This window comes from Actinoallomurus liliacearum (assembly GCF_039542035.1).
In the GTDB taxonomy this organism is placed as follows: domain Bacteria; phylum Actinomycetota; class Actinomycetes; order Streptosporangiales; family Streptosporangiaceae; genus Actinoallomurus; species Actinoallomurus liliacearum.
On record NZ_BAABHJ010000002.1, the window covers coordinates 649,665 to 663,332 of the forward strand.

General features: G+C 72.0%; 13 protein-coding genes. 2 read left to right on the plus strand and 11 right to left on the minus strand.

Annotated elements, in window-relative coordinates:
• Positions 1-2: 2 nt before the first annotated feature.
• Genes pucL through uraD form a run of 3 tightly spaced genes read right to left on the minus strand, consistent with a single transcriptional unit; the run spans position 3 to position 1,690 of the window.
• Positions 3-884, minus strand: a complete 882-nt coding sequence (gene pucL / locus ABD978_RS05625) for a factor-independent urate hydroxylase (protein ID WP_345349360.1) — start codon at positions 882-884, stop codon at positions 3-5.
• 2 nt (positions 885-886) lie between these two features.
• Complete coding sequence (gene uraH, locus ABD978_RS05630) at positions 887-1,198, minus strand: hydroxyisourate hydrolase (RefSeq protein WP_345349363.1); 312 nt, start codon at positions 1,196-1,198, stop codon at positions 887-889.
• Between the two features lie 3 nt (positions 1,199-1,201).
• Positions 1,202-1,690 carry a 2-oxo-4-hydroxy-4-carboxy-5-ureidoimidazoline decarboxylase gene (uraD, locus tag ABD978_RS05635; protein WP_345349366.1) on the minus strand — a complete coding sequence of 163 codons (489 nt, stop codon included), beginning with the start codon at positions 1,688-1,690 and terminating at the stop codon, positions 1,202-1,204.
• Positions 1,691-1,870: 180 nt separating this feature from the next.
• On the opposite strand from uraD, the gene ABD978_RS05640 reads away from it, so the two are divergent.
• A complete protein-coding gene (locus ABD978_RS05640) occupies positions 1,871-3,394 on the plus strand; it encodes a PucR family transcriptional regulator (protein ID WP_345349369.1) in 1,524 nt (507 codons plus the stop codon).
• Positions 3,395-3,468: 74 nt separating this feature from the next.
• Here the strand turns inward: ABD978_RS05640 and hypF are convergent, their stop codons facing one another.
• On the minus strand, positions 3,469-5,742 hold the full coding sequence (gene hypF, locus ABD978_RS05645; protein WP_345349372.1) for a carbamoyltransferase HypF: 2,274 nt from the start codon (positions 5,740-5,742) through the stop codon (positions 3,469-3,471).
• A gap of 124 nt (positions 5,743-5,866) precedes the next feature.
• Between hypF and ABD978_RS05650 the strand changes: the two genes are divergently transcribed.
• On the plus strand, positions 5,867-6,931 hold the full coding sequence (locus tag ABD978_RS05650; RefSeq protein WP_345349375.1) for a lactonase family protein: 1,065 nt from the start codon (positions 5,867-5,869) through the stop codon (positions 6,929-6,931).
• Positions 6,932-6,956: 25 nt separating this feature from the next.
• Here ABD978_RS05650 and ABD978_RS05655 read toward each other — a convergent pair whose 3' ends face one another.
• The 7 genes from ABD978_RS05655 to ABD978_RS05685 are packed head-to-tail and all read right to left on the minus strand — an operon-like array spanning position 6,957 to position 13,666.
• Entirely contained in the window at positions 6,957-7,964 is a 1,008-nt protein-coding gene (locus ABD978_RS05655) for a sugar phosphate isomerase/epimerase family protein (protein WP_345349378.1), read from the minus strand.
• Positions 7,965-7,983: 19 nt separating this feature from the next.
• On the minus strand, positions 7,984-9,150 hold the full coding sequence (locus tag ABD978_RS05660; protein ID WP_345349381.1) for a Gfo/Idh/MocA family protein: 1,167 nt from the start codon (positions 9,148-9,150) through the stop codon (positions 7,984-7,986).
• A 10-nt stretch (positions 9,151-9,160) separates the two neighbouring features.
• Positions 9,161-10,261 carry a Gfo/Idh/MocA family protein gene (locus ABD978_RS05665; protein WP_345349384.1) on the minus strand — a complete coding sequence of 367 codons (1,101 nt, stop codon included), beginning with the start codon at positions 10,259-10,261 and terminating at the stop codon, positions 9,161-9,163.
• On the minus strand, positions 10,246-10,914 hold the full coding sequence (locus ABD978_RS05670; protein WP_345349387.1) for a ThuA domain-containing protein: 669 nt from the start codon (positions 10,912-10,914) through the stop codon (positions 10,246-10,248). Before ABD978_RS05670 ends, ABD978_RS05665 begins: the two co-directional genes overlap by 16 nt.
• Positions 10,911-11,768, minus strand: coding sequence for an NAD-dependent epimerase/dehydratase family protein (locus ABD978_RS05675; RefSeq protein WP_345349391.1), 858 nt, complete (start codon positions 11,766-11,768; stop codon positions 10,911-10,913). Before ABD978_RS05675 ends, ABD978_RS05670 begins: the two co-directional genes overlap by 4 nt.
• Before the next feature lie 45 nt (positions 11,769-11,813).
• Positions 11,814-12,710, minus strand: coding sequence for a carbohydrate ABC transporter permease (locus ABD978_RS05680; RefSeq protein ID WP_345349394.1), 897 nt, complete (start codon positions 12,708-12,710; stop codon positions 11,814-11,816).
• A complete protein-coding gene (locus ABD978_RS05685) occupies positions 12,707-13,666 on the minus strand; it encodes a carbohydrate ABC transporter permease (RefSeq protein WP_345349399.1) in 960 nt (319 codons plus the stop codon). Before ABD978_RS05685 ends, ABD978_RS05680 begins: the two co-directional genes overlap by 4 nt.
• Between the last annotated feature and the right edge of the window lie 2 nt (positions 13,667-13,668).

The following is a 13,668-nucleotide window of genomic DNA, read 5'->3' on the forward strand; positions in this document are numbered from 1 at the left end:
CGCTACTCCCAGGCGAATCCGGCGTCGGGGGCGTCCTCGGCGAGGACCGCGCCCTCGATCAGGCCGTACGGGCGGTCGGCGGCGAAGAACACCTCCTGCGGGTTGTCGAGGCCGAAAGGCGCCAGGTCGACCGTGAAGTGGTGCTTGTTCGGCATCGACAGGCGGATCTCGCAGATCTCCCCGCACTCCTCCAGTACCCGGCAGCCCATCGCGTACAGCGTCTGCTGCAGAGAAAGGCTGTGCGTCCCGGCGAAGGCCGCCAGCAGCGCCCGGCGCGCCCGCGCGTACGACGCGGCGTACCCGTCGTGCTCGGCCCGGTGCCGCCACGCGGCGCGGACCTCGGTGGCGAGGACGCGGTCACGCGTCGGCGCGAGCGTCGTGAACTCGTCCTCGGCGAAGCCGTGGAACTCCGAGCCGGTGGAGTTCAGGACGGTCAGCCCGGTCAGGCCGGACACGACCGTGACCCGCCGCGACGGTCCGTCGTAGTGGACGACGCAGGTGCGGGTCTCGCGGCCGGAGCGGACGAAGGAGTGTCCCGTACCGGCGGTGCCGTCCTCGCCCGGGATCCGGTCCCAGAAGTACTCCTCGACCGCGACCCGCGCGCGGTGCACGCTCGGCCGCGAGTCGACGAAGTGCCGCGCCAGCAGCAGCGCGAACTCCTCGATCTCGGCGATTCCGTACTTGCGGGCGAAGGCGAAGACGGTGTTCTTCTGGCTGTCCGTCGGCAGCACCGCCGCGTTGTCGCCGGCCAGGTGGGCCGCAGCCATGTCCCCGGACAGGGCCACGCCGACGTTGCAGTCCTTGATGCCGTGCAGATCGCCGTCCCTGGTGATCCGCACGACGCGGGTCTCGGCCTTGCCGTACCGGTTCGGGCCCAGCAGCATCGCTAGCTCCCCCGGTAGGTGGAATAGGCGTACGGGCTGAGCAGGAGGGGGATGTGGTGGTGCCGATCGGGCTCGGTGATCCGGAACGCCACCGTCACCTCGGGATAGAACGCGGAGATCTCCTCGGTCTCGAAGATCAGCCGGTGGACGCCCGCGCCCGGGGCCGGCCAGTCCCCGAGCCGGCCGTCGGCGTCCGTACGGCCCGCGGCCACCGGCCGCCAGGACCCGTCGGGCGCGCGGCTCTCCAGCCGCACCGGCACGCCCGCGGCCGGCCGTCCGACCCCGGCGTCGAGTACGTGGGTGGACAGGGACATCCCTCAGTGCCCTTCTTCCTTGACCAACCTGGCGAGGCGGAGATCGACGATCTTCGACAGTTCGGCGCGGACGATCCGGCGTTCGGTCCCGATGTCGTTGCCCAGGCGGGCCCGCAGTCCGGCGAGCAGCTCGGCGGCGCGGCACCCGGTGGCGCAGGCCAGGAAGACGTGGCCGAAGCGCTTCTCGTACGCGAGGTTGCCCTCGGCCAGTGCCCGCCGGATATCCTCGGCCGCGGTGTCCATCCCGGACTGCTCGCCGCGGGACCACCGGGCCTCCCGCCCGGATCCGGCCACGCGGTCCCCGATCCGGGGATGGGCGGCCAGTGCCTCCATGACGTCCTCCCAGTCCAGCTCGGCCAGAGCGCGGGCGGAGGCGGCCCGCAGCGCGGCCGGATCGCCGTGCCGCCCGGCCGCGACCGTACGGGCCCAGCGGCGGGAGGCGCAGCAGGTCAGCAGGTCCGCCTCCTGGGGGATCCACTGCTCCGCTCCCACCGCGTCTCCTTCCCGCCTTCCCCGTTCCGGCCAGTACACACAGCACGGTCTGGGTAGGTCGAGACGCAGGACCTCCGAAGCAGAATCGTCCGATTTCATGGTCTTCTGTAGGTTCCTCCAGTCTCGGCCGCCGGCGTTCCCGCCGGGTGCCCAGCGATCGACGATGAAGGGAGCCGGGTCGTGCGGCTGCGGACATTGCTGGCCATCCCGGATCTACGACTGGAGCTGATCACCGGGCACGACGAGCTGGACCGGACGATCCGCTGGGTGGTCACGACCGACCTGAAGGACCCCGGCCGCTACCTGCACGGGGGTGAGCTGGTCCTGTCCGGGCTCGTGTGGCGCACGCGGCCCGCCGACACCGAGGTCTTCGTCCGGGCCCTGACCCGGGCCCGGGTCTCCGCGCTCGCCGCCTGGGACGCCGAGGCCGCCACCATTCCCGCCGACCTCGTCGAGGCCTGCGACCGGCACGGCCTGCCGCTGTTCCGCGTGCCGGAGGACGTCGCCTTCGCCAGCGTGACCGAACAGGTCATGCGGCGCCTGTCCACCGCCCGCGCCGCCGACCTGACCGCCGTGCTGGGCCGCCACCGCACCCTGGTGGCGGGCGTCACCGAGGGCGCCGGCCTCGGCCCCCTCCTCGACCTGGTCGGCCGCGACCTCGGCATGCGGTGCTGGGTGCTGGCGCCGCCCGGCCGGCTGATCGCCGGCCCCGGTGAGCTGCCGGGCTCGCTGTCCCCCGCCGACCTGACCCGCGGCTTCCTCACGGCGCCCCGCCTGCCGGCCGTGCTGCCCGGCCCCGGCCTCTCGCTGTTCGCCGTGTCCCCGGACGGCACCGCGCGGGTCGCCGACTGGCTCCTCGTATGCGAGGGCGACTGCACCGAATGGCCCGCCGAGCGCCGGGCCCTGGCCGCCGAACTGACCGCCATCGTCGCCATCGAACGGGCCCGCTCCGGCGAACGCTCGAACGCCGCGAGCCGGCTGGCCCGGGAGCTGGTCCGCCTCGTCCTGGCCGACGCCCCCGCCGCCGAGATCCTCCCCCGGCTCGAACTCGCCGGGCTGGACACCGCCGCCACGCTCGTCGCCGTCGTTGCGGGCACCCGGGACACGGTGCGCCCGGCCGAGCTGCACCGGCTGTTCCGCGAGATCCTGCCCGCCGGGTCCGCCGTGGGCCTGCTCGAGGACGAGGTCGTCGCCCTGGTCCCGGCCGCCGGGCCCGACCACGACCTCGCCGCGCAGGTCCGGCGGGCGCTCTCGGTCCTGGCCCCGGGACTCACCGGCGGGGGCATCGCGGTCGGCGTCGGCGAACCGGCCACCGTGGAGGGGCTGCGCGGCGCCGTCACCGAGGCCCGCCACGCCCGCAGGCTGGCCGCCGACGGCACCGGCCCCGTCCGCGTCGTCGGCCCGGACGCGCTGGCCACGCACGCGCTGCTGCTCGCGAGCGTCCCCGACGACGCCCGCATCACGTTCCGCGACCGCCTGCTCGGACCGCTCCACGCCTACGACGAGGCCCACCACGCCGACCTGATCCGCACCCTGGAGACCTTCCTGCAGGTGTCGGGCTCCTGGACCAGGTGCGCCGACCGGTTGCACCTGCACGTCAACTCGGTCCGGTACCGCATCCAGCGCGTCGAGGAACTCACCGGCCGCGATCTCGCCCGCCTGGAGGACCGCGTCGACTTCTTCCTCGCCCTCCGCCTGCGCTGACACCCGTCTTGCCGGGCCGAGTAAACGTACGCTTCGCGTGAGTCGACGCTTCCGGGTGAACCCGTGGGGCTCCGTCACCGAGGGGCCGGACCGGCCGGCTCCGTGGCCGCGCGGGCGATGGCGACCGCGGCCTGACCGAGGCTGATGCCGCCGTCGTTCGGCGGCACGCGGTGGTGGACCAGCACGGCGAAGCCCGCGGCCTCCAGGCCGGTGACCGCGCGCTTCAGCAGCAGGAGGTTCTGGAACACCCCGCCGGACAGCGCGACCGTGGTGAGGCCGGTCGCCTCGCGCAGCCGTACGGCTGCGGCCACCACCAGGTCGCCGACCGCGTTGTGGAACCGCCCGGCGATGGCCGGGACGGGCGTGCCGGCGAGCAGGTCGTCGACGACGGCCTGGACGAGTTCGGCGCCCGGCACGACGAACGACGGACCGCCGTCTCCGGCGTCGTCGAGCCTGACCGGGTAGGCCGAGCCCTCCGCTGGGTCGGCGCACTGCTCGAGTTCGACGGCGGCCTGCCCCTCGTAGTTGATCCGATCGCGCACGCCGAGCACGGCGGCGACCGCGTCGAAGAGCCGGCCCACGCTGGACGTCGGCGGCGCGCCCAGGCCGGCCCGGCCGACCGCGACGACCTGATCCCACGTGGCGGCGTTGCGCCGGGCGACGTCCAGCGTGGCCGGCACACCGTACGCGGCGGCCATCCTCCACGGCTCCCTGATCGCCGTCGCGCCGCCCGGCAGCGGCACCGGCCGCAGGTGCCCGGCCCGCTGGAAACCGGTCAGGTCGGCGAGGAGGAACTCCCCACCCCACAGCGTGCCGTCCGCGCCGTACCCGGTGCCGTCGAAGGCGACCCCGATCACCGGCCCGGCGTGCTCGTTGTCGGCCAGGCACGCGGCGATGTGCGCGTGGTGGTGCTGCACACCGATCAGCGGCAGCTCCCGCTCCTCGGCCCGTTCCACGGCGTACTTGGTGGACAGGTACTCCGGGTGCAGATCGTGCGCGAGCACGGCGGGCGCGATCCCGAAGAGGCGCTCGAAGTGTCCGACGCCCTCGCGGAACGCTCGCAGCGTCTCATAGTTCTCAAGGTCGCCGATATGGTGCGAGACGAAGGCGCGCCCGCCCTCGGCGAGGCAGAAAGTGTTCTTCAGCTCCGCCCCGCAGGCCAGCACCGCCGGGCCGCCCACGGGCACCGGCAGCGGCCGCGGCACGTAGCCGCGGGACCGGCGCACCGGCAGTTCCCTCCCCTGGAAGACCCGGACCACCGAGTCGTCGGTGCGCACGTGGATCGGCCGGTCGTGGGTCAGGAAGGCGTCGGCGATGTCCCGCAGGCGGGCGAGGGCGTCCTCGTCACGGTAGGCGATCGGCTCGTCGGAGACGTTCCCGCTCGTCATCACCAACGGTTCCGACACCAGCAGGTGATGCAGCGGCGTGTACGGCAGCAGCACCCCGATCGACCGGTTGCCGGGAGCGACGGCCTCGGCCAGCGGCGCGCCGGCCCTCCGCCGCAGCAGCACGATCGGCCGGGCGGCGCTCGTCAGCAACGCCTCTTCGGCGGGCTCCAGGTCCGCGAGGAGGCGCACCGACGGCAGGTCGGGGGCCATCACCGCGAACGGCTTGTCCTCCCGGTGCTTGCGGGCCCGCAGGGCCGCGACCGCGGCCCGGTCCGCGGCCGTGGCGGCGAGATGGTAGCCGCCCACACCCTTCACCGCGACGATCCCGCCGCGCCTGAGCAGCCCGCGTGCCTCCTCGATCGGATCGCCCGCCCGCTCGCGTCCCTCCCGGTCCCGCAGGACGAGCCGCGGCCCGCAGGCCGGGCAGCACACCGGCTGGGCGTGGAACCGGCGATCGGCCGGGTCGTGGTACTCGGCGGCGCAGTCGGCGCACATGGCGAACCCGGCCATCGTGGTGTTCGGCCGGTCGTACGGCACGTCCGTCACGATCGTGAACCGCGGCCCGCAGTCGGTGCAGTTGACGAACGGGTAGCCGTGGCGCCGGTCCGCGGGGTCCCGCAGTTCCCGCAGGCAGGCGGGGCAGGTCGCGGAGTCGAAGGACACCAGCGCGCTGCGCCGGCCGCCCGCGTCGCTCCCCACGATCGCGAATCCGCCGCCGCCCTCCGCCGGGAGCGGCCGGGTCGTGATCCGCTCGATCACGGCCAGCGGCGGCGGGGCGCGCAGCCCGCGAAGGAACCGATCGACGGCGTCGTCCTCCCCCTCGACCTCGATGAACACGCCGCCCGCGTCGTTTCCCACGAGCCCGGCCAGACCGAGAGTCGTGGCCAGACCGTGCACGAACGGCCGGAACCCGACCCCCTGCACGACGCCCTCGACCCTGACACCGGTCCGAACCCGCACCTCCCGATTCTCCCATCCGGGGCCGGCGGGTCGCCTCTCCTGAGGGGGAGGCGGGTTGCCCGGGAGATCGATCGGTGTCGTCTGGGAAGATCTACGAGTGCCGCCGAAGAGGAGGACGGAGCCGTTGCCGCACGACACTCGATCCCGTACCGGCCGGTTGGTGTGCGTCGGCTCGTACACGAAGGAGGCCGGCGGGCGCGGGATCGGCATCACGACGTTCTGGCAGGACCCCCGGGACGGGGCGCTCGAGCCGGCTGGCTCGGTCGCCGTGCCCGCGCCGTCCTACCTCGTATGGCATCCCACTCTGCCGGTGCTCTACGCCGCCAACGAGCTCACCGAGGGCACGGTCACCGCGCTACGCGCCGAGCCGGACGGCCGGTTGCGGCCGATGGGCGACCTGCCGAGCGGCGGCGCGACGCCGTGTCATCTGGCACTGACGCCGGACCGGCGGTTCCTGTTGTGCGCCAACTACGGCGGAGGCAGTCTCGCCGTCTTCGAACTGGACGACGCGGGCCGGCTGATCGAGCGGGTGGACCTGGTGCGCCATCGCGGTCACGGACCGGACCTGGAGCGCCAGGAGGCCCCGCACGTGCACATGGCCGTGCCGCATCGGGCCGGCGACACGGTGAGCGCGGTGGATCTGGGCACCGACGAGATCCGCGCCTACCGGCTGTCGGCCGCCGGCCGGCTCGAACAGGTCGGGTGCCTGTCACTGCCACCGGGGTTCGGACCACGCCAGCTGATCCACCACCCGTCGATGCCGTGCGCGTACGTGGTGGGCGAGCTGGCGTCGGCGCTGATCACTCTGAGTGAGACGGCGGACGGCCCGCGTGTCACCGGCGCCGTGCCCGCGACGGTCGCCGCGGCCGACGGCAACCTCCCCTCACATCTCGGCCTGTCGGACGACGGTCGTTTCCTGTACCTGGCGAACCGGGGCGCCGACCGGATCAGTGTGTTCGCCACGGAACCGGACGGCCTGCGCCCGGTGGGCGAGTGGCCGAGCGGTGGAGCGTGGCCACGGCAGTTCGCGCTGGCCGGACGGTGGCTCTATGTGGCCAACCAGAACAGCGATCTCGTGACCGCGTTCACCGTCGACCCGGCGAGCGGCGCGCCGTCACTCGCGGCGCACTACCCGGTGTCCACGCCCACCTGTGTCGCGGTCGCGCCCCGGGAGCTCGAAGATCACTGATCTCGGGGCGCCTGGCACGAGCCGATCACGTGGCGGAGCTGAACGCGGCGTCGAACGATGCGGCAGGAGGCTCGATCGCGGTGAGTGCGCGAACGTAGGCGAGGGCGTCGGCGGCCCCGACCAGGCGGTCCATGCCCGCGTCCTCCCATTCGACGGAGATCGGGCCGTCGTAGCCGATGCTGTTGAGCATGCGGAAACAGGCCTCCCAGGGGACGTCGCCGTGGCCGGTGGAGACGAAGTCCCAGCCGCGGCGGGGGTCGCCCCAGGGCAGATGGGAGGCGAGGCGTCCGTTGCGCCCGTCGAACCGTTTCACGGACTCCTTGCAGTCGACGTGGTAGACGCGGTCACGGAAGTCGTAGAGGAAGCCGACGGGGTCCAGGTCCTGCCACACGAAGTGGCTGGGGTCGAAGTTCAGGCCGAACGCCGGCCGGCGGCCGACCGCGTCGAGCGCGCGTACGGTGGTCCAGTAGTCGTAGGCGATCTCGCCCGGGTGCACCTCGTGCGCGTAGCGGATGCCGACCTCGTCGAAGACGTCGAGGATCGGGTTCCAGCGCTCGGCGAAGTCGGCGAATCCGCGCTCGACCATCTCGGCGGGCACCGGTGGGAACATCGCCACCGTGTGCCAGATCGACGAACCGGTGAATCCAACGACGGTACGCACCCCGAGCCGGGCCGCGGCGCGGGCGGTGTTCTTGATCTCCTCGGCTGCGCGCTGCCGCACGCCTTCCGGCCGCCCGTCGCCCCACACGCGGTCGGGCAGGATGCGCCGGTGGCGCTCGTCGATGATCGAGTCGCACACCGCCTGGCTCGTGAGATGGCAGGAGATCGTCCAGACGCGCAGGCCGTGCCGGTCGAGGGTCTCCCGTAGCCGGGAGATGTACTCGTCGTCGCGAAGTGCCGCTTCGACGTCGAAGTGGTCGCCCCAGCAGGCGATCTCCAGCCCGTCATACCCCCACTGGGCGGCGAGCCGGCAGACTTCGGCGAACGGCAGATCGGCGAACTGACCGGTGAACAGGGTGATCGGTCGGGGCATGGCAGCCTCCTGAGGTGCGTCAGCGGGACTCTGTGACGGGGGTGTGAACGCCGGATGCCTCCGCGCTCGCCTTGACGGCCGCGAGGACGCGCTGCACCTGGAGGCCGTCGGCGAACGACGGCCGCGGACCGGTTCCGGTGGCGACCGCCGTCACGAAGTCCCGGACCTGATGGGTGAAGGTGTGCTCGTAGCCGATGAGGTGGCCGGGAGGCCACCAGGCGTCCATGTACGGGTGGGTGGGCTCGGTCACCAGGACGCGCCGGAACCCGGCGGTGCCGGCGTCCTCGGTACCGTCGTAGAACGCCAGCTCGTTCATCGACTCGACGTCGAAGGCGATGCTTCCGGTGGATCCGTTGACCTCGATCCGCATGGCGTTCTTACGGCCGCCCGCGAAGCGCGTCGCCTCGAACACGCCGACCACACCGCCACCGAAACGCGCCGTGAACAGCGCCGCGTCGTCCACGGTGACCTCGCCGCGTCCGGCGCCGCCCGTCGCCGACAGCCCGCTCGACCCGGCCGGCAGCGGACGCTCGGCGACGAACGTCGTCAGCAGCGCGCCGACGCTGGTGATGGGCCGGCCGGTGAGGTACTGGGCGAGGTCGATGCTGTGCGCGCCCAGATCGCCCAGCGCCCCGGAGCCCGCATGCTCCTCGCGCAGCCGCCAGACGAGCGGGAAGTCCGGGTCGACCAGCCAGTCCTGGAGGTACTGGGCGCGCACCTGGCGGATGTCGCCGAGTCGCCCGGCGGCGATCAGCCGCCGCGCCAGCGCCAGGGCGGGGACCCGCCGATAGTTGAACCCGACCATCGAGCTCCCGGTGGCGTTCTCGGCCGCGGCCGCCATCGCCTCCGCTTCGGCCACCGTGTTGGCGAGCGGCTTCTCGCAGAGGACGTGCTTGCCCGCTTCCAGGGCGGCGATGGCGATCGGGGCGTGACTGTCGCCGGGGGTGCAGATGTCCACGACGTCGATGTCCTCGCGGGCCACGAGCGCCCGCCAGTCGGTCTCGTAGGACGCCCAGCCGTAGCGCTCCGCCGCGGCGCGCACGCGTTCCTCGGACCTGCCGCAGAGAGCGGTCATCTCGACGGCGGCGGGAAGATCGAAGAAGCGGCCGGCGGTGCGCCAGGCATGAGAGTGCGCCGCGCCCATGAAGGCGTACCCGACCATGCCGACTCTCAGTGGAGGTTTCACGATATTCCCCTCACGCCTGTTCGGGACGGGCACCTGAGGCGACCGGCGCCGGGCGGGCGCACGTGCTGCCCACCTCGACGGCGGCACCGGCGTCGGCCGATGCGAGGAGCGACTCGATGACGTCGAGGACGTGGTAGGCGAGTTCGCCGTCGGCCCGGTGGGGGGTGCCCTCGGCGATGGCACGCGCCATGTCGGCGAGGCCGTAGCCGCGGGCCGCGCCGCGGTAGCCGCCGTTCTCGGGTACGTCGGCCCATTCCGACCGGCCCGCCTCGAAGATCCGCACCGTACCGTCGAAGCCGTTCGGGTCGGGCACCGACAGGCTTCCCCCGGTGCCGTAGACCTCGATCCGCGGCAGCTGCGCGTCCCAGACGTCGAAGCTCATCATGAGCGTCGACAGGGCGCCGCCGGCGTGCTCGAGGACGCCGGTGACATGGGTGGCCACCTGGACGGGAAAGCGGGTGCCCGCGCGGGGTCCGCTGCCGATGACGCGCGTCGCGCGCGGGGTGGCGGACATGCCGACGACCCGCCGGACCGGCCCCAGCAGGGTGACCAGCGCCGTGAGGTAGTACGGCCCCATGTCCAGGAGGGGACCGCCGCCCGGCTGGTAGTAGAACTCCGGGGCGGGATGCCAGCGTTCGTGCCCGGGAGTGACCATGAAGGCGGTCGCCGCGACGGCGCTGCCGATGTCGCCGGCGTCGAGGCTCGCCCGCGCGGTCTGGACGCCGGTGCCGAGCACCGTGTCGGGCGCACAGCCGACCGCGACGCCCGCCTCGGCCGCGGCCGTGAGGATCGCGCGTGCCTCCTCGGTGGTCGCGGCCAGGGGCTTCTCCCCGTAGACGTGCTTGCCCGCGGCGATCGCCGCATGGGCGACCTCGGCGTGTGCCCGCGGAATGGTCAGGTTGAGAACGAGATCGACGTCGTCCGCCGCATAGAGCTCTTCCGGGGTGACCGCCCGGACGTCGGGCATCTGCGCGGCCACGGCCGCGGCACGGTTACCGTCGAGATCGGCGACCGTCGTCAGCGTGACGTTGGTCAGGCGCGGCAGCGTCTTCAGGTACGCACCGCTGATCTGACCGGCCCCGACCAGCCCCAGTCTCAGCGAGTCGCCCATGTCAGCCCCCTGGTGACCATCGCGTGGGTCTGCGGCACCTCGAGATCGGCCGGCGCGTGGCCGAGCGTGGTGACGAACACCCGCCCCGCTCCCCACCGTCTGGTCCAGGCGACCGGCACGGTGGTGCCCGCCGCGCCGGGCAGGTCCGGGTCGTCGACGAAGTCGGTGACCGCGAGCACGTCGATCGTGGGATCGGTATGGACGTAGTACTGCTCGGTGCACACCGTGAAGGCTTCGAGTCCCGCGGTGACGGGGTGCTCCTCCTTCCCCGGAACGGGGCGCACCTCGTATTCGACGAAACCCCGGGGGTGGTGCACGAACTGCCCGCCGGTGATGAGCTGGTACGCGGTCGCGTCGCGGAAGGCGTCGATGACGCCCCCGTGCCAGCCGGCGAATCCGGTGCCGGCGCGGACCGCGGCGGACAGGCCGGCGACCTGCTCGCCGCTGATCGTGCCCATCGTCCAGCACTGGACGATCAGGTCGATGTTCCGCAGCAGGTCGGCGTCGAGATAGCTGTCGAGGGTCTCCGACGTGGTCACGTCGTATCCCCCTCGCTCGAGTACCTTCGCGTACCGGTCGCTCGCCTCGATGGGGAAGTGGCCGTCCCAGCCGCCTCGTACCACGAGCGCCGTCTTGCCGGTGGGTGGGGTCATGTTGTGCCTTTCGTCGTACGCCAGGCGTGGACCGGTGTGAAGCCGAGCAGTTCACGGCTGCGCCGGGTGGAGAAGGGGACCTCGAAGCCGTCGAGCGGGGCGTCGATCCGCGTGGCCGGGTGGTAGCGCCGCAGCAGTTCGGCGGTCGGCACGAGCGCGGTGGTGTCCGGAGCGGCGACGTTGATCAGGACATGACCGTGCAACGGGCGGGTCAGCGCCGCGGCCACCGCACCGGCCGCGTCGCGGGTGTCCAGCCAGCCCCAGAGCGTGGCGGCGTCGGCGCCGGGATCGGCGTGCACCCGCGCGAGGTGATGCCGAAGCCGCTCGCCGGTACCCAGAAAAGGGAAACGCAGGCTCACCACCGTGGTCCCCCAGCGTCGGCTGACCGTTGCGGCGATGAGCTCTCCCACGTATTTGGACAGGCCGTAGACGTCCTCGCCGACGTACTGATGGGCCTCGGTGACCGGCACGGACTCCGGCGAGACGGGACGCCGCGCCCAGGCCAGCCCGATCGCGGAGAGACTGGAGACGTTGACGATCCGGCCGATCCCGGAACGGCCTGCCGCGTCGAGCACGTGGTAGGCCGATTCGACGTTGTTGGTGAAGACGCGGTGTTCCGTGTCGCTCAACGGCGACGGCAGCGCGGCGGCGTGGACCACCGCGTCCACTCCGCCGAGTGCCCCCGCCAGGTGCGTCTCGTCCCGCAGATCGCCGACGATCACCTCGTGGGCCTCATCGGCCTGATCCGTCGCCGCCACGCGGTCGTACGCGCGGACGCTGTGCCCGTCGGCGACCAGCCGGACCACCACCTCGCGCCCGAGCATTCCGGCGGCACCGGTTACCAAGATCTTCAAATGGACTCTCTCTCCCCGATTGAGAACCGCCCCGGCACGCGGGATTCACCCCTTCACCGCGCCCTGCAGGCCGTTGACGAAGTACCGCTGGAGCAGGACGAAGAGGATGACGACCGGCACCACGATGATCAGTGACGCGGCCATGAGCACGTTCTGCTGCGGAGAAGTGGTCGAATTCAGGCTCTGCAGGGCGATCGGCAAGGTGTAGCTGGACGGGTTGTTGAGGGAGACACGGGTCAGGACGTACTCGTTCCAGGTGGGGATCGCGGTCAGCACCGCGATGGTGATCAGCGCCGGCCGGCAGCACGGCAGGTAGATCGACCAGAACGTGCGCAGTTCCCCCGCGCCGTCGCACCGCGCCGACTCCCTCAATTCCCGCGGCACGCTGCGGAAGCTGTTGGTCAGCAGGAGAATCGACAGCGGCGCCGTACCGTTGATGAACGGCAGGATGATCCCGAGGTGGGTGCCGAGCAGGCCGAGCTTGCTCTGCAGAAGGACGACCGGCAGCTGCACGGTCACACCGGGCACGAACAACAGCGCGATGAAAAGGCCGTAGAGGGCTCTGCGGCCGGGGAATCGCAGCACGCCGAAGGCATAGCCGGCCAGAGAGTAGATCACCAGCACACCGATGGTGGTGAACGCGGTCACCTCCAGGCTGTTGCCGAAGTACCGGAGGAAGTGCAACTCGGTCCAGGTGTGGCCGAGCGTCGACAACGTCGGGTGGTGCGGGACCAGGTGGCCGCCGAGGCGGATCTCCTTGCCGTTCTTGAACGCCGCGGAGGCCATCCAGAGGAACGGATACACGCTGACGACCGCGTACACCAGCAACAGCAGGTACGTCACCGTCCGAGCGGAGAAGCGCACACCGCGGCGGGCGGACGACGTCCGGGCCGCGTCGGCCGCGGGAGCGGCCCGGTCGGCGGAGAGGGTGGGGGCGGTCATGTGCGCCTCCGTAGTACGCGAACGTTGATCCCCGCCAGCAGCAGGGCCGCGACGAACAGCATCCAGCCCAAGGCACTGGACAGGCCGAGCGTGGGGCTCAGGTTGGAGAAGAAGGCGAGTTTGTACGTCTCCAGACCGAGCACGTTGGTGTGCCCGCCGGGTCCGCCGAAGGTCATGACGAGAAAGATCTGGAAGCCCTGCAGCGCGTCGCGCATGTTGAGCATCACCACCGCCGCCGTGATGGGACGCAGCAGCGGCCAGATGATCGCCGTCGCGGTGCGGAGGTTCCCCGCGCCGTCCGTGCGCGCCGCGTCGATGATCGAACTGTCGATCGACTGCAGGCCGGTCAGGTACAGGAGCATCGCGACCGGGATCGCCCCCCACGACATCACCACGATCAGGGTGGGCAGGGCCGTCGTCGGGTTCCCGAGGAAGCCCTGGGGCTGCGAAAGGGTGCCCAGCCCCAGGTGCTTGAGGATGTAGTTGAGCGACCCGTCCGGCTGCAGCACGTACGTCCAGGCGTAGTACACCGCGATGCCGGTCGTGACGTAGGGCAGGAAGAAGACGGTGCGGAACGCCGATCGCAGGAACGTGATGCGGTTGAGTGCGACCGCCAGCGGGAAACCGACGGCGACCGTCAGCAGCGGCACCGCGATGACCACGACGAGGGTGTGGACCGCGGCGCTCTGAACCGCCGGGGCATGGGCGGGGTCGCGGTAGAGCAGGTCGAGGTAGTTGCCGAACCCGACCCACGTCCAGTTCGGGGTGAAACCGTTCCAGCGGGCGAAGCTGAGTGCCAGGCCGTAGCCGACCGTATAGACGCCCATGAGGGCGAACAGGACCACGGCCGGCAGCACGAACCCATAGCCGGTGAGGGCTTCCCGCACCCGCCGCCCCCGCAGGAGGGCGGCGGATGAGGTCGGCGGATCCCCACCGGAGATCTCGCGCGGAGTCACAG